Raw genomic sequence first — 16,210 nt, forward strand, 5'->3', positions numbered from 1 at the left:
AGCGCGGCGGCAGGCCCGGCGGTGCAGGACGGTCAGTCCAGGGCGCGGTAGCGGAAGTTGCGGAACTCCACCTGGCCGTTACCTGCGGCATACAGCGCCGGCTTCAGGGCCAGGAACTTGCCGGCGACATTGTGGTGGTAGCCGGACACTTCCATCTGCACCGGGTATTTGGTCCAGGCCTTGCCGTCGGTGCTGCTGTGGATGGTGACGATGTGGCGGTTGTTGGTGACCCGCAGCCACAGCGTGCCGCCGGTGCTGCTGGGCGCCAGCTTGGCCGGGCGCTCCTCGCCGTAGCGGTGCATGACGAAGTGTTCGCCATTGCTGCCCACCCCTGCGTAGAGCTTGTCGCTGTAGAACAGCAGCGCCCCACCCTGGCCGCCCGGGCTCACCGTCATCTGCACCTCGAACTGGTAGGCCGGGTCGGTGGCGATCACCGTCAGCGGCGAGGCATCGCGCGGCGCGCTGCCCTTGCCTTGCAGCCGCAATACGCCATCGCCCACCTGCAGGCGCCTGGCCTCGTCGGCGGCCGGATTGAAGAACGCCCACTGCGGGCCGAGCGTGCTGGCGCGGAAGTCGTCCGACAATGCCAGCCCGTGTTGCAGGGCCTGGCCGCTGGGCTTCTTCAGCGGTTTGCCCAGGTCCCCACCCTTGGCGACGAACCAGCCATCGGGCGTCCATTCGATCGGGTCCAGCAGCGCCTGCCGGCCCAGCGTCCAGAAGCCGTTCTCGTAGCCGTGGTAGAGCATCCACCAGCGCTGGTCGGTGCCTTCCACCAGGGTGGCATGACCACGCGACCACCATGGCTCGTCGGCGCTCTTGGTACGAGTGATCGGGTTGTTGGGCGCGTTCTGCCAGGGGCCATGGATGGAGCGCGAGCGCGCAGTGATCACCATGTGCCCGGTGGGCGGGCCGGCGGTGCCGCCCACTGCGGTGGTCATGTAGTACCAGCCGTTGTGGCGGGTGATCTTGGGGCCTTCCTGCGCATAGCCTTCCACGTCCCAGCTTTCCGGGTACTTCCAGCCGTCGTAGACGTGCTTGGGCGTGCCTACCACCTTCAGGCCGTCGTCGGAGAGCTGCACGTAGTCGCCGCCACTCAGGAACAGGTAGCGCTTGCCGTCTTCGCCCACCGCATGGCCAGGGTCGATGTACTTACCAAGACCGATGTCGATCGGCTTGCTCCACGGGCCGGCGATGTCATCGGCCCAGACCACGAAGTTGCTGCGCTCGCCCTGGTCGCCGCGCCGGGCCGGGAAATAGATGTAGTAGCGCTTGCCGTGCTTGATCAGGTCCGGCGCCCAGATCGCGCCCACGTTCTGGGTGATGGCGTGGCCCAGCGGCTGCCAGTTGACCAGATCGCGCGAATGCCAGATCGGCAGGCCAGGATAGGCATCGAACGACGACAGCGTGAGGTAGTAGTCGTCGCCGTCCTTGAGCACCGAGGGATCGGGGTGATCGCCGGCCAGCACCGGATTGAGGTAGGTGCCATTGCCCTGATCGGCGATGCGTTGGTTTTCGATGCCGCGCTTCCAGTCCGCCGCGCCGCTCAGGCCCGCGCACAACAGCAGTCCGCCGGCCAGCAGCCAACGCCATCGGGGTGAGGTGGTACGTACACGCATGCTCTCTCCTGGTCCCCGCGCTGCGGGGCGATACGGTTGCCGGTGGCAATGCCACCGGTTAACCAGATGAGGCGGAACCCTCCCGCCGGCAGCGATGCCATGTGCCCTGGACGCGGCATCGCACGCGGCCGGCAGACGGCGGGACCGCAACGGCGCCCAGGCCGCCGCGATCGCCCGTGCACCGGGCACGCAATCGCTCAGCTCCTCATGCGCGCAACGCGCGCGGCAACCACAACGACAATTCGGGGAAGAACGCCACGATCAGCAACACGCACAGCGCCGCCAGCCAGAACGGCCAGATGGTGCGCATGCTCTGGGCGATGGTGATCTGCCCGATCGAGGTGCCGATGAACAGCACCGAGCCGATCGGCGGAGTGATCAGGCCGATACCACCGGCCAGCACCATCACCAGACCGAAGTGGATCGGGTCGATGCCATAGGCCTTGACCACCGGCAGGAAGATCGGCGTGCAGATCAGGATCTTCGGCGCCAGGTCCATGAACATGCCCAGCAGCAGCAGCATCACCACGATCATCAGCAGCACGGTGTTCTTGCTGTCGGCGATGGCCTGCAGGAACTTCACCGCCGCTGCCGGCACCTGCAGATAGGCCAGCAACCAGCCGAACACGGCCGCGGTGGCGATCACGAACAGGATCACGCCGGTCGTGCGCGCCGCATGCGTCACCGCAGCGAAGAACTCGGCCCAGCGCAGCTGGCGATACAGCAGCGCGGTGACGATCAAGGCGTACACCACCGCGATCGCGGCGCTTTCCACCGCGGTGAAGATGCCGGCGCGAATACCGATGAAGATCAACGCCACCAGGCCCAGGCCCGGCAATGCACCGATCAGGCGCAGGGCCACCGCACGCCAGCCAGGAAACGGCTCGGTGCCATAACCGCGATGGCGCGCCACCGCGTAGCCGGTGACCATCATCGCCGCGGTCATCAGCAACGCGGGGACGATGCCGGCCGCGAACAGGTCGGCGATCGACAGGCCGCCACCGGCCGCAGCCGAGAACAGGATCAGGTTATGCGAGGGCGGCACCAGCAAGGCCACCAGCGCCGCGGTCATGCTCACGTTCACCGCGTAATCGCGGTCGTAGCCGCGCTTGATCATCTGCGGAATCATCGTGCCGCCCACTGCCGACACGTCGGCGATCGCCGAGCCGGAGACGCCGCCGAAGAACAGCGACGACAGCACGCTGACCTGGCCCAGGCCACCGCGCACACGCCCCACCAGGGACGAGGCCAGCGCGATCAGGCGTTCGGAAATGCCACCGCGCAACATCAGCTCGCCGGCGAAGATAAACAGCGGAATCGCAATCAGCGAGGCCGAGCCGCTGCCGGCGGAGATCTGCTGCACCAGCACCACGGTGGGCAGGTCCAGATACAGCAGCGTGGCCAGTGCAGCCGCGCCCAGCGCGTAGGCGACCGGCACGCCGATCAGCAGCAGCACCACGAAGGTACCCAACAACATCGCGATACCCATCAGCGCACTCCTCCGACATGGACCGGGCGCAGCACACGCCACAACTTGTACAAGGCAAACACCACCATCAGCGCACCGCCGATCGACAGCGGCAGGTAGTTGATGCTCTGCGGCATCTGCGCGCCGGCCATCTTGATGTCCAGGCCATCGAGAAGCAGCGCCGCGCTCCACCACGCCAGCACCGCACCGATGGCGATGATCATCAACGGGCGTATCACTTCGAAGATCCGGCGCACCAGCGGCGGCACGTGCTCGCCCAGCAGGTAGAAGCCGAAATGGCGGTTGGTATGCACGCCGGCGGCAGCGCCCAGGCTCAGCGCGGTACTCAGCAGCAACAGCGTCACCGGCTCGGTCCAGCTGGGAGAGTCGTTGAGCACGTAGCGGGTGAATACCTGCCAGCCCTGCACGACCACCAGGCCCAGCAACGCGATGGATGCCACGCCAACGGCGGTATCGGAAACGCGGTCCAGCGCGCGCTGCAACGGCGCGACCGGGACAGCAACGGTATCGGGTTCGGTCATCGGGACACCTCTATGCAAAATCGCGAATGCGGCGGTACAGCGCTTCGATCTCCGGCTGCTTGCGGTATTCGGCCAGCAGCGGCGCGGCGGCGGCGCGGAACGCCGGCATGTCGACCTGATTGAGCTTGACGCCGTAATCGATCACCTGCTGGCGCGCGACCGTCTCGGACGCATCCCACAACTCGCGCATCACCGGCACCGACGCGCGCGCCAGTTCCACCACTAGGCCGCGATCGGCCGCGCTCAGCGACTCGAAGCTCTGCCGCGACATCACCAGGATGTCCGGCGCATAGGAATGCTCGCTCTGCGACCAGTACCGTGCCGCTTCGAAGTGCCGGCTGGACTGGAAGCTGCGCATATTGTTTTCCGCACCGTCGATCATGTGCGTTTCCATCGCCGAGAACGTCTCGCCCAGCGACATCGGCGTGGGGTTGGCGCCCAGCATGCGCATCAGCTTGAGGAAGATGTCCGACGAGGCCACGCGCAGCTTCAAGCCCTTGAGGTCTTCCGGGCGGTGCAGCGGATGCTTGGTGTTGTAGAAGCAGCGCGCACCCGAATCGTAGATCGCCAGGCCCACCAGGCCGCGCTGTTCGAAGCTGCGCAGCACGCTGTCGCCCACATGCCCGTCGATGGCACGGCGCAGATGCGGCACCGAATCGAACACGTACGGCAGGCACAAGGCCTGGGTCAACGGAAAGGTGTTGTTCAACGCGCCCGAATAGACGCGGGTGATATCGATGGCGCCGAAGCGCGCCATGTCGATCGCTTCCGACTCGCGGCCCAACTGGCCTGAGTGGTACTGGCGCAGCTTGAGCCGGCCGTTGGTGCGGGCTTCGAGCTGCTTGCCGAACCAGCGCACCGCTTCCACGGTGGGGTAGTCACCCACATGCACATCGGTGGCGGTCAGCAGCTGGCCGCCGGGAATCGGCGTGGTGGCGCCGGCGCCCAGCCAGGGGCCGGCAGCGGCGGCACCGAGCCCGGCACCGAGGAAATGTCTGCGTGTGATCATTGGCGCCCTCCCAAGCGTCTGGTCACGGGGTCCGCGCTCAGCTGGCGGACACGGCCGTACAGGAAATGTCGCCGATGCCGGCGAAGCGAATCAGGGCATGCTGTCCCACTTCGATGTCGTGGATACCGGTGGCATTGCCGGTGGCAATGAGATCACCTCGCTTGAGCGGACGCCCGCGCTGGGCCGAACGGCTGAGCGCGAATGCGTAGGCCGCGCGCAATCCACCGGGCAGCGTGGTGGCGCCTCCGGTCCCGACGACCTGGTCGTCGATCAGCGTTTCGGCAGTCAGTGCGGTCTCCTCGCGGCCCAGCCAGTCGGTGACTTCCGGCCCCAGGATCAGCCCGTTGTTGTTGCCGAAATCGGAGATCACCACGCGCGGTCCCAGCTTGTTGATGGTCGCCAATGGGCTGCTGGCGATCTCGACCCCGATGAACAGCTTCGCCGGCAGTGCAGCGGCCTCGTCCGGGGTGTATCGCGTCTTGCCGCCGGGTGCATCGGCTTCCAGGCGCAGCACGTATTCGGCTTCCACCGCGCCGAAGCCGCCGACATAGATCGGGAACTCGGTTGTTCCACCGGTAGCATTCCAGAGCTTCTGAGAGAAGATCGGACCCAGCAGCCGTTCGTCGCCGGAGGCATCGCGGCGCTCGGCGGCGATGTAGCCCACCTTCCAGCCGACCACCTGGTCATGCCACTGGCTGATGGCAATGTCCTGCACCTGGTAGGCGGTGACCAGGTCGGCGGGGATTTGCCCGGGAAAATCGGCTAGCGATGCCCCGGCACGGCGTGCCTCCACAAAGCGCTGGGCGATGTCGGACAGCGCGGATGTGGACGTTGGCGGGGTGGCGGCGTCGTTGCTCAAGGGTGTCTCCCTGATGGATGTTTTGTTGCACTGCCAATCGACAGCGGCACGGTGTGCTGTATATGGTAAACCGGTGTCATTGGCAATGTGCAGTGCGGCATTGTGACCGCGATTGCGAAGCGACCCTGGGAGGGGCGATGCGACAGACAAGCCATCAACGCCATGGCCACGAGCCCTTACGCCGGCTGCGCCGGAGCCTTGCGCTGATCTTGGGTGCCCTGATGCTGACCGCCATGCCCGCCTGGGCGGACGAGGCAGCCAGCGCCGATACGCCGGCCGAGCTGGCCAGCCGGATCGCACTCTGGCCGGCCGGCATGGCACCGGGAGACACCGCGCTGGCGCAGCCGCAGCGCATCGTGGACCGCAGCAGCGATGCCGCCCGCCCCGACCGCTACATCCAGTCCATCAGCCAGCCCTATCTGGTGGTGTACCGGCCCAGGCAGCCCAACGGCACCGCGCTGCTGGTCACCCCGGGCGGCGGCTACCAGCGCATCGTGCTGGACAACGAAGGCAGCGCACTGGCGCCTGGCTTTGCCGACCAGGCCGGCATCACCCTGTTCGTGCTGCGCTACCGGTTGCCGGGCGAAGGCCATCCGAACGGCGCCGACGTACCGCTGGCCGACGCCCAGCGTGCGCTGCGGCTGATCCGCGCCAACGCGGCGCGTTACGGCATCGATGCGCACCGGATCGGGGTGATGGGGTTTTCGGCCGGTGGCCATGTCGCCGCCAGCCTGGGCACGCGCTATGCCGCACAGGTGTACCCGGCGCAGGATGCCGCCGATGCCTTGAGCGCCCGGCCGGACTTCCAGCTGCTGATCTACCCGGTGATCGACATGGACAGCGCCAACGCGCATCCGGGCTCGCGGCAGCGCCTGCTCGGCAGCGCGCCCAGCGCTGCGCAGGTGCGCGCCTACTCTCCGCAGCTGCACGTGGACGCGCGCACGCCGCCGGCCTTCCTGCTGCATGCGCAGGACGACAGTGTGGTGCCGGTGCGCAACAGCCTGCTGATGCACGACGCACTGCTGCGCGCCGGGGTGCCCAGCGAGCTGCATGTGTTTGCGCAGGGCGGCCATGGCTTCGGCACCGAGCGCATCGCCGGGCTGACCCTGGCCGCCTGGCCGCAGCTGGCGCAGGCCTGGATTGCCCATCTCACCACGCCACCGGCATCGGCGGCATTGGCGGCATCGGCGAAGAAGGATGTCGGGCGATGAGCGCACCGCGCGCGCCCGACCCGCGCCGCCGCACGCTGCTGCGCGGTGGCCTGCTTGCAACCGCCGCAGCCGCCCTGCCCGGCGTTGCCGCAGCCGCCGCGGCGCCAGCGCCACCACGCCAGGACAGCGCGCCGCTGGCACACCTGCGCAGCGGCACCGTGCGCGGCCTGCGCGATGCCGGCATCTGCGTGTTCAAGGGCATCCCGTACGGCAGCGACACCGGCGCGCGGCGCTTCCAGGCCCCGCTGCCGGAAGTGCCCTGGCAGGGCGTGCGCGATGCCACCGGCTTCGGCGCCGCCGCCCCGCAGTCCAAGGCCAGCGAACCGAGCAGCGAAGACTGCCTGTTCCTCAACGTGTGGACGCCGGCCCTGCGCGATGGCGGCCGGCGGCCGATCCTGTTCTATATCCACGGCGGCGGCTACACCACCGGCTCGGGCAGCGACCCGCTCTACGACGGCGTGCGCCTGTGCAAACGCGGCGATGTGGTGGTGGTCACGGTCAATCACCGGCTCAACCTGTTCGGCTACCTGTCGCTGGCGCAACTGGGCGATGCCAGCTTTGCCGATTCGGGCAATGCCGGCCAGCTGGACCTGATCCAGGCGCTGCACTGGGTGCGCCAGCATGCGGCCGAATTCGGCGGCGACGCCGGCAATGTCACCGTCTTCGGCCAATCCGGCGGCGGCGCCAAGATCGCCACGCTGATGGCGATGCCGGCCGCACGTGGCTTGTTCCACCGCGCCTGGACCATGAGCGGCCAGCAGGTCACCGTGGCCGGCCCGCGTGCGGCCAGCCAGCGCGCGCAGCTGCTGCTGGACGCGCTGAAACTGACACCTGGCGACCTGCCGCGGCTGCGCACGTTGCCGGTGGCGCAGCTGTTGGCCGCCGCCGCGCAGGTGCGCGACCCCTCGCGGGTGGAAAACAGCGCGCTGTATTTCGGCCCGGTGCTGGATGCGCGCAACGTGCCGGTGCATCCGTTCTGGCCCACCGCGCCGCTGCAGTCTGCGGGCATTCCGATGGTGATCGGCAATACCCGCGACGAGACCCGCGCGTTTCTCGGCAACGATGCGAAAAACTTCGCGCTGAGCTGGGACGAATTACCGGCCAGGCTGGAAGCCCAGCAATACGTGGACCTGTTGCCGCAGGTGGTGATCGCCGAATACCGCCGGCTGTATCCACACTACACGCCGTCGCAGGTGTTCTTCGCCGCCACCACGGCCGGACGCTCCTGGCGTGGGGCGGTCGAGGAGGCCGAAGCGCGCGCACGCCAGGGCGCGCCCACCTGGGTCTATCAACTGGATTGGGGCTCGCCACTGGATGGCGGCAAGTTCGGCGCCTTCCACACGCTGGATATCCCGCTGGTGTTCGACACCATTGCCCAGCCCGGTTCGCGTACCGGCAACAGCCCTGCCGCGCAGCAGATGGCCGAGCAGATGAGCAGCGCCCTGCTCGCGTTCGCGCGCCATGGCGACCCCAATCAACGCGGCCTGCCGCGCTGGAAGCAATATTCGCTGGAGCGTCGCCAGACGCTGCTGTTCGATGTGCCGAGCCGGCTGGCCAACGACCCGCGTGGCGGCGAACGCGTGTTGTATCAGCAAGCCCCCTTCATCCAGCGCGGCACGTTCTGACCGCCTTTCCTCGACGGTGATCCCATGCGTTTGTGTTCTCTTGTTGCGCCGCTGTTGGTGTTTGCACTGGCTGCGGCCAGCGTGCCGATTGCTGCCGCTGCCGCCGGCATGGGCAGCACAGCTGCGGTAGCACCTGCGTTCGCCGCCAGCAAGATCGTGCTGGTCGGCGATTCCACCACCGCCGTGCAGGGTGGCTGGGGGCCGAGTTTTTGCGCGCAGCATGTGACCTCGTTCCTGAGCTGCGTGAACCTGGCACGCGGCGGGCGCAGCACGGCCAATTACCGTGCCGAAGGCTCGTGGGAGCTTGCGCTCAAGGAGTTGCGCAGCGGCGGGTACCGGCAGGTGGTGGTGCTGATCCAGTTCGGCCACAACGACCAGCCCGGCAAGCCGGGGCGTTCGACCGACCTGGCGACCGAATTTCCTGCCAACCTGCGCCGCTATGTGGCCGAGGCGCGTGCCGCCGGCGCCATGCCGGTGCTGGTGACGCCACTGACGCGCCGGCAGTTCGAACGCGGCCAGCTGCTGGACGACCTGGGCCCCTGGGCGGAGGCCACGCGTGCGGTGGCGCGCGAACTGCAGGTGCCACTGATCGACCTGCACGCGCGCAGCCGCGCGCTGGTGCAGGGCATGGGCCCGGTGCTGGCCATGCGGCTGGCGCAGCGCCCGGCTGACCCGCAGCAGGTGATCGCAGCGCAATCGGGCACCACCATCGGCAAGACGCCGGCGCAAACGCCGCCGTCATCGTCATCGTCATCGTCATCGTCGAAAATGCCTGAAGCCGCCAGCGTGCCTGCAGCCACCGCGACTGCCACTGCACAGGACAATGCCAGTGCAGAACCGATGGGCCAGGCCAAACTTGCCTTCGACTACACGCATCTTGGCCCCGAGGGCGCGGATGTCTTTGCGGCGATCATTGCCGACGAGTTGGCAAGACACGTGCCTGCCTTGCGGCCGCTGTTGATTCCGTGATGCGTGGCGGCCAGCTGCGCTTGGCATGATCGGGAACTTGACGCGCAATGACGCTAAGGTCGTTCCCGGGCCTACAGAGCAGGGTTGGCGCAATCGACTGCTCATCGCGGGCGTGGTCGCTTGTTCCGCACCCTCATCCGCCCCTTCGCTGCACCTTCTCCCCGATGAAGGGGACACTGTCCCGGTAGGAGAAGGAAATGCAGCGAGGCTGCGCCTTGTTGGACGCATCGCACGAGCACCTGCCACGCCCACCCCGCTCGCCCTGGCCGCCACGCAGATGTTTGATCAGGCGGTCCAGGCATCATCCCTCAACGCGCAACGGGCACCGGCGCATCCGCCTCGATCACGCCTTCGCGCTTGAGCTCCTCCCACACCGCCGCCGGAATCGCCACGCGCATCGATGCTGCATTGGCGCTGGCCTGTTCGGCCGTGCGGGCACCCGGAATCACCGCCGACACCACCTTCGGGGCAGCCGCGAACTGCAGCGCTACGGTACGCAGATCCACACCATGCCGCTCGCAGATCGCCATCGCCTTCTGTCGTTTGGCCGGCGCCCATTGCGGCACGGTGCCATCGTAGAGATAGCGTTCGCGCCCGGCCAGATAACCGGCCAGCAGTGGCGCACCCACCACCACCGAGGCGCCATGCCTGGCGATCTTCGGAAAGGTGTCGTGCAAGGCCTGCGCGTGGTCGAGCAGCGAGTACTGGCAGGCCAGCAGGAAGATGTCCGGGTCGGCCTCTTCGATCGCGCGTAATGCAGGCTCGGGGCGATTGACGCCAAAGCCCCAGGCCTTGATCAGGCCCTCCCTGCGCATCCTGGTTAGCTCCGGCATCGCGCCCCTGGCCGCTTCGGCGAAGCGCTGCTCCCAGGGCATGCCCAGATCTTTTTCGTTGTCCGGCGACAGGTCGTGGATGTAGACGATATCGATCTGCGACACGCCCAGGCGCTGCAGGCTGTCTTCGATCGAACGCCGCACGCCGGCGGCACTGTAGTCGTAGCGGTAGTCGAATGGCGAGGGCTGCACCCACATCGTCTTGGGCGGCTTGCTGGTGGCGGTGAGCAGCCGCCCGACCTTGGTGGAGAGCACATAGTCCTCGGCACGATGGGTGTGCAGATGGTGGCCCATGCGCCGTTCCGACAGGCCCAGCCCGTACCACGGCGAGGTATCGAAGTGACGCACGCCCGATTCCCACACCGCCGCCAGGGTCTGCTCGCTCTGCGCATCGCTGGTGGGCGCAAACCCATTGCCGATCGCCACACCGCCGAAGCCAAGCCGCGTACCCGGTCGATAGCGCACGGTCTTGTCGGGCGGATTGGTCGGCAGCGACGCGGCTGTGGCCTTGCCACGCGTGGGCATCACGCTGCCGGGTGCAGATGGCTTGGCCATCAGCGGTGCGGCGGCCAGGGCCGCGGTGCCGGCAACGGCGGCGGAGAGGAATTGGCGACGGGTGTTCATGGAAACTCCTGGCAACAACGCAAGGCCGCAGGATGGCCCCGCCAGCGTGCAGGCCAGGTCAGCGACCTTTAACGCAGCGCCAGCACCTGCAATTGCGCACGCGGCGCGCCATCGCCCAGCCACAGCTGCGCCACGCTGACAGGCAGGCTGAAGCGGCGCGGACCGGCGCTGCCCGGATTGAGGTACAGCACGCCTTCGCGCGTGTGGATTGCCGGCTTGTGCGAATGCCCGCTGACGATCACGTCCGCCTGCACCTGCGGTGCCAGTGTCTTCAGATCGTGCAGCACGTGGAGACGCACACCCGCGATCTGCAGATCCAGCGTCTGCGGCAGGCCCGCCGCCCAGGGCTGGTTATCGACATTGCCCGCGATGACATGCAACGGCGCCAGCGCCTGCAACGCCTCGAGCACCTGCGGCTTGCCGACATCGCCGGCATGGATGATCTGCGCGCAGCCGCTGAGCGCGGCGAGCGCCTCGGGCCGCAACAGCCCGTGGGTGTCGGAGATCACACCGATGCGCGTGCCGGCGGACATTGCGTCAGTACCTAGTGCGGATACGGCGGCCGCATTTTACGGACGCTGCGTGGCAGTGGACGTGATGTCGGCGCCGTCGCACCTCCTGCCACGCGGTGCACCGATGCCGCCACTCAGGCGGCGGCGCGCTCCCACGCCCACACACTGTTCGGATCGCCGCGCAGACCGCGTCGCTTGCCGGCACGCGCCATCTGCCAATACGCCCACGCCATGACCAGGGCGACCAGATCGACAACCAGCGTTACCGGATCCTGCCAGGGAACGGTGCGGCCTTGCACTGTAAAACAGCTGGCCAGCGGGATCGCTGCAGTCAACACGGCGCAGGCCAGCAGCACCTCATACGCGCCACGCGCAGTCGGGCGCAGCGCGGCCCACACCACGCTGGCGCCAAACACAGCGTAGTAGACATGCCGCTCCTGGCCCTGCGGCAGAAACCGCGCCGCGATGAACAAGGCGGAGATGCCGGCCACGCTACCCAGACAGACGCCGACCGTGAGCCGCGCCATCGCATGTGTGCGGCGTGGCTGCGCGGGTTGGCGGCGCTTGCGCCGGGTTTCGATCCACAACAGGTTGCCGCTGTAGAACAGGAAGGCGCCGCCCAGGCCGAGCAGGAAGTACAGCCACTGCACCGCCACATGCCCGAAGTTACCGAAGTGCAGTGCCTGCAGCCCGCGCAGGGCGGCGGTGCCGGGCGACATCGTGGCCGGCTCCAGCACGCGCAGTACCTGGCCGGTGGTGGCATCCAGCGCCACCCCGCCCAGGCTGTTGAGCCGGCGCTGATCGTGATGGCCATAGACCTCCACCCGCGCGTTGGCATCGCCGGCGTCGTGGTAGGCCAGGCTTTCCGGCACGAAGCCCGGGCTGGCCGCGCGCGCGCGATCGAGCAGCGTTGCGATCGGCAGCAGCGGCGCGGCGCGCTTGGCCGGCGCCACATGCGGTGCCAGTTCGAAATCCGGCTCCAGGATCTGCATCAGCTTGCCGTCGAACACCAGGAACTGGAACGGCGCCAGCAGCAGCACGCCCAGGCATAGCACCGCGCCGGACCAGGCGAAGATCACGTGGAACGGCAGCGACAGCATGCCCACCAGATTGTGTGCGTCCTGCCACAAGCGCTTGACGTTGGCGCCCAGGCGCAGCGCAAACAGGTCCTTGAAGAACACCGGCGCATACAGCACCACGCCGCTGACCAGCGCCAGCCCGTACAGCACGCTCACCACGCCGAACAGATAAGTGCCGAACACGCGCGGCAGGCCGGCGGTGAAGTGCAGGTCGTACAGGAAATCGGCAAAGCCGGTGCGTTGCGGCAGTTCCAGCAGACCGCCGTCGGGTGCGTGTTGATACTGGCGCATGCCGCCACTGGCATCGGCCTGGGCGCCATACCAGTACAGCCGCGCCAACGGCCCATGCTCGCCGGGCAGCAACACCAGGAACGACTCGGCCACCTGTGGATGCGCAGCGAGAACGCGATCGAGCAGCGACTGCGCGGCGGCGACCGGTTCGGCCGGCGATAGCGACGACGCGCGCGGCGCCACTTGCCAGCCGCTCAATTCGTGGGTGAACACGGTGAGGGCACCGGCATAGAAGGCGATGAACAAGGCCATGCCGGCGAGCAGCCCCATCCAGCTGTGTGCCGACAGGAACGCGCGCAAGGTGGCGGCCTTCATGCGGGAAGCTCCGTCCAGCCCAGCGCCTTGATGGCGGCCAGTGCGAGGTAGCACAGCAGGGTCAGCCCGCCCAGGCACCACCAGGCACGCGCCGCACTACGGAATGCGAACGGCCAGGCCATCGCGCCGATCCAGACCGGGAACATCAGCAGCAGCCACGCCAGCGTGTAGGACTGCCGCGGCCCCGGCAGCAGCAGCGCGCACAACCCCACCAGCGCCACCGCCAATGGCAGGCCCAGCACCACCGCTGCCAACCATCTAGCCCACATGCCGCACCTGCCTGCGCTGCGCGCGCGCCTGACGCCAGAGATCCACACACGGCAGCACGATGGCCGCCAGCATCAATGCAGTCAGCGCCGCGAAGATGCCCGCCCACACGCCCAGCGCAGCGATGGCGCAAGCCAGCGACAGCGCAAACAGCGCAAGGCCGCCCGCACGCAGCGGCCGTCTCCAGCGTGGAGTGCGCTGCCACAGGCGCTGGTGCACGGTGGCCAGGTAGAACAACGTTGCCGCCACGGCGGCCGCCAGCAGGTAGACACCGGTCAGCAGCATCGGGCGGCACCGGTGTCTGCGATTGCAGGTGTGCATGCCCCGCACGCAACGAAACAGCCATGCTCGTGCGCACGCTGGCGTGGCCGCACAAGCTGCTGCACGCTGGCGTTCGGGGCCACGCAATCAAGGTGCCCACGCCATACTGCGGGCGCTGCACATGGCGCAGACCCGATTTCGCTCACACACTTCACCACAGGCACGCACGCTGCTCCGGCAAGGACGGTCACGGAAGGCATGGCGGCGGCTGTGCCTTGCCGCCCTCCCCGGGCGGCGAAGGCGCGAATCTAGCAGGTGTCGCACCGCCGGGCCAAGCGCCCGGTGGTACGACCTTGTTTCAACCAGAAACAGCCAATCCGGCAAGCGTGGCGGCCAAACCGACTGCGCATCTGCCAGGCGGACACGGCCGGTCCTCGTACTCGGCAGGGATCGCTCGAACACGCAGGACCTTGCGCGCCTTCCATCCTTGCCTGACAACTGCTCGCTCGGCTCGGTTAGCCGCTCCGCGTAGCATCAGCCCTGCGGGGTCAACACGATGGCGCCCAGTGGCGGCAGCAGCAGCGGCAGCGATTGCGCGTGCCCGTGCATGGATTGCTGCTCGGCGCTCACGCTGCCGCCGTTGCCCAGGTTGCTGCCGCCGTAGAGCCCGGCGTCGCTGTTGAACACTTCGCGCCACTGGCCACCCTGCGGCACGCCGATGCGATAGCCGTGCTGCACCACCGGGGTGAAGTTGACCACCACCAGCACCGGCGCATCGCCGCGTTTGCCCTTGCGCAGGAAGGCGACCACGCTGTTGGCGGCATCGTCGCCCACCACCCAGGCAAAACCGGACGGGTCATCGTCTTGCGTGTGCAGCGCGGGGTATTCGACATACAGGCGGTTCAAGTCGCGTACCAGGGTCTGCACGCCGCGGTGGCGCGGCTCGTCGAGCAACTGCCATGGCAGGCCAGCGTCGTGGTTCCACTCGGTGGGTTGGCCGAACTCGCAGCCCATGAACAGCAACTTGCGGCCCGGGTGGGTGAACATGAAACCCAGGTAGGCACGCAGGTTGGCGAAACGCTGCCAGTCGTCGCCCGGCATGCGGCCCAGCAGCGAACCCTTGCCGTGCACCACTTCGTCGTGCGAGATCGGCAGCACGAAGCGCTCCGAATACGCGTAGACCATGCTGAAGGTCAGCTCGCCATGGTGGTAGCGGCGATAGATCGGGTCCAGCCCCGCGTAGTGCAGGGTGTCGTGCATCCAGCCCATGTTCCACTTGTAGTGAAAACCCAGGCCGCCGTGCGCCACGTCGGCGGTGACACCGGGAAAGGCCGTGGATTCCTCGGCGATCATCACCGCACCCGGGGTGTGCTCGCGCACCACCGAGTTGAGCCGGCGCAGGAAGGCGATGGTTTCGTAGTTCTCGCGCCCGCCGTGGATGTTGGGCACCCACTCGCCGGCGTTGCGGCTGTAGTCGCGATACAGCATCGAGGCCACCGCATCCACGCGCAGGCCGTCCACGTGATAGCGCTGCAGGAACTCCAGCGCACTGGCGATCAAAAAACCGGACACCTCGCGGCGGCCGTGGTTGTAGATCAGCGTATTCCAGTCGCGGTGGAAGCCCTCGCGTGGGTCGGCGTGTTCGTACAGCGCAGTACCGTCGAAATGCGCCAGCCCGTGCGCGTCTGTAGGAAAGTGCGCCGGCACCCAATCCACCAGCACGCCGATGCCCTCGCGGTGGCAGCGGTCGACGAAGCGGGCAAAGCCATCGGGCGAGCCGAAGCGCGCAGTGGGCGCGAACATTCCCAACGGCTGGTAGCCCCACGAACCGCCGAACGGGTGTTCGGCAACCGGCATCAGCTCCACATGGGTAAAGCCCATGTCGGCTACATAGGGAATCAGACGGTCGGCCAGGCCGTCCCAATCCAGATCCACACCTTCTTCGCGCAGCCAGGAGCCGGCGTGGATCTCGTAGATGCTCATCGGCGCGTCGTGCGCCTGGCGACGCGCGCGCGTGGCCATCCAGCCATCGTCGCTCCACTGGAACGGCGTGGGGTCGGCCACGATGGAGGCAGTACCCGGCGCCAGCTCTGCGCGCCGCGCCACCGGGTCGGCCTTGGCCGGCAACTCGTGGCCATGCGGGCCGCGCAGGTGATACTTGTAGTGCGCACCCGGGCCGACATCGGGGACGAACAGCTCCCACACACCGGACTGGTGGCGCAGCCGCATCGGGTGGCGCCGCGCGTCCCAACTATTGAAATCGCCCACCACCGCCACGCGCGAGGCGTTGGGTGCCCATACCGCAAAGCGCGTGCCGCGCACGCCGTCCACCTCCACCACGTTGGCGCCCAGCGCATCGGCCAGCTGCAGGTGGTGGCCTTCGCTGATCAGGTGCAGGTCGAAGTCGCTGAGCTGCGGCCCAAACGCGTACGGGTCGGCGGTGTCCTGCTCGCCGCCCGGCCAGCCGATGCGTAGGCGGTAGCCGCCCTGCGCCGGAAGCTCGCCGGCGAACAGGCCCGGCTCCGGGCCGGCCTCCAGCGCGATCGTCTGTCCGTCGTCCAGCACCGCACTGACGCGCTCGGCGCCAGGCAGATAGGTACGCAACACGCGCCCGTTGTCGCCCGGATGCGCACCCAACACGGCGAATGCATCCCCATGGCGCGCCTCGGCCAGGGCGCGGATAACGCCGGGATCCCATCGATTACTCACTGCTGTCATTACTCCACTCA

At 67.8% G+C, this 16,210-nt stretch carries 14 protein-coding genes; 3 read left to right on the plus strand and 11 right to left on the minus strand.

Annotated features, from left to right (window positions below):
• Positions 1-32 precede the first annotated feature (32 nt).
• From ACCQ05_RS20880 to ACCQ05_RS20900, 5 genes are all read right to left on the minus strand, one after another.
• Positions 33-1,616, minus strand: coding sequence for a family 43 glycosylhydrolase (locus ACCQ05_RS20880; RefSeq protein WP_372392353.1), 1,584 nt, complete (start codon positions 1,614-1,616; stop codon positions 33-35).
• A gap of 205 nt (positions 1,617-1,821) precedes the next feature.
• On the minus strand, positions 1,822-3,105 hold the full coding sequence (locus ACCQ05_RS20885; protein WP_104541222.1) for a TRAP transporter large permease: 1,284 nt from the start codon (positions 3,103-3,105) through the stop codon (positions 1,822-1,824).
• Positions 3,105-3,626 carry a TRAP transporter small permease gene (locus tag ACCQ05_RS20890; protein ID WP_372392354.1) on the minus strand — a complete coding sequence of 174 codons (522 nt, stop codon included), beginning with the start codon at positions 3,624-3,626 and terminating at the stop codon, positions 3,105-3,107. The genes ACCQ05_RS20885 and ACCQ05_RS20890 overlap by 1 nt, the downstream gene beginning before the upstream one ends.
• 10 nt (positions 3,627-3,636) lie before the next feature.
• A complete protein-coding gene (locus ACCQ05_RS20895) occupies positions 3,637-4,635 on the minus strand; it encodes a TRAP transporter substrate-binding protein (RefSeq protein ID WP_104541223.1) in 999 nt (332 codons plus the stop codon).
• Between the two features lie 37 nt (positions 4,636-4,672).
• A complete protein-coding gene (locus ACCQ05_RS20900) occupies positions 4,673-5,494 on the minus strand; it encodes a 2-keto-4-pentenoate hydratase (RefSeq protein ID WP_372392355.1) in 822 nt (273 codons plus the stop codon).
• 137 nt (positions 5,495-5,631) lie between these two features.
• Here ACCQ05_RS20900 and ACCQ05_RS20905 point away from each other — a divergent pair, with 137 nt between their 5' ends.
• The 3 genes from ACCQ05_RS20905 to ACCQ05_RS20915 all read left to right on the plus strand — a co-directional run bounded on the left by ACCQ05_RS20905 (position 5,632) and on the right by ACCQ05_RS20915 (position 9,299).
• Positions 5,632-6,705 carry an alpha/beta hydrolase gene (locus tag ACCQ05_RS20905; protein ID WP_372392356.1) on the plus strand — a complete coding sequence of 358 codons (1,074 nt, stop codon included), beginning with the start codon at positions 5,632-5,634 and terminating at the stop codon, positions 6,703-6,705.
• On the plus strand, positions 6,702-8,330 hold the full coding sequence (locus tag ACCQ05_RS20910; protein ID WP_372392357.1) for a carboxylesterase/lipase family protein: 1,629 nt from the start codon (positions 6,702-6,704) through the stop codon (positions 8,328-8,330). Before ACCQ05_RS20905 ends, ACCQ05_RS20910 begins: the two co-directional genes overlap by 4 nt.
• A gap of 108 nt (positions 8,331-8,438) precedes the next feature.
• Positions 8,439-9,299, plus strand: a complete 861-nt coding sequence (locus tag ACCQ05_RS20915) for a rhamnogalacturonan acetylesterase (protein WP_372394203.1) — start codon at positions 8,439-8,441, stop codon at positions 9,297-9,299.
• 308 nt (positions 9,300-9,607) lie between these two features.
• Here the strand turns inward: ACCQ05_RS20915 and ACCQ05_RS20920 are convergent, their stop codons facing one another.
• The 6 genes from ACCQ05_RS20920 to glgB all read right to left on the minus strand — a co-directional run bounded on the left by ACCQ05_RS20920 (position 9,608) and on the right by glgB (position 16,190).
• Positions 9,608-10,756: an aldo/keto reductase gene (locus tag ACCQ05_RS20920; protein WP_372392358.1), complete on the minus strand. Its 1,149-nt coding sequence runs from the start codon at positions 10,754-10,756 to the stop codon at positions 9,608-9,610.
• A gap of 68 nt (positions 10,757-10,824) precedes the next feature.
• A complete protein-coding gene (locus ACCQ05_RS20925) occupies positions 10,825-11,289 on the minus strand; it encodes a metallophosphoesterase family protein (RefSeq protein WP_228964747.1) in 465 nt (154 codons plus the stop codon).
• A gap of 113 nt (positions 11,290-11,402) precedes the next feature.
• Entirely contained in the window at positions 11,403-12,953 is a 1,551-nt protein-coding gene (locus ACCQ05_RS20930; RefSeq protein ID WP_372392361.1) for a PepSY-associated TM helix domain-containing protein, read from the minus strand.
• Positions 12,950-13,222, minus strand: a complete 273-nt coding sequence (locus ACCQ05_RS20935; RefSeq protein WP_228964749.1) for a hypothetical protein — start codon at positions 13,220-13,222, stop codon at positions 12,950-12,952. The genes ACCQ05_RS20930 and ACCQ05_RS20935 overlap by 4 nt, the downstream gene beginning before the upstream one ends.
• Entirely contained in the window at positions 13,212-13,505 is a 294-nt protein-coding gene (locus ACCQ05_RS20940; protein WP_372392363.1) for a hypothetical protein, read from the minus strand. Before ACCQ05_RS20940 ends, ACCQ05_RS20935 begins: the two co-directional genes overlap by 11 nt.
• Before the next feature lie 510 nt (positions 13,506-14,015).
• Complete coding sequence (gene glgB, locus ACCQ05_RS20945; RefSeq protein ID WP_372392364.1) at positions 14,016-16,190, minus strand: 1,4-alpha-glucan branching protein GlgB; 2,175 nt, start codon at positions 16,188-16,190, stop codon at positions 14,016-14,018.
• Positions 16,191-16,210: the final 20 nt, after the last annotated feature.

This window comes from Xanthomonas sp. NCPPB 3582 (assembly GCF_041475735.2).
Taxonomy (GTDB): Bacteria; Pseudomonadota; Gammaproteobacteria; order Xanthomonadales; family Xanthomonadaceae; genus Xanthomonas; species Xanthomonas codiaei.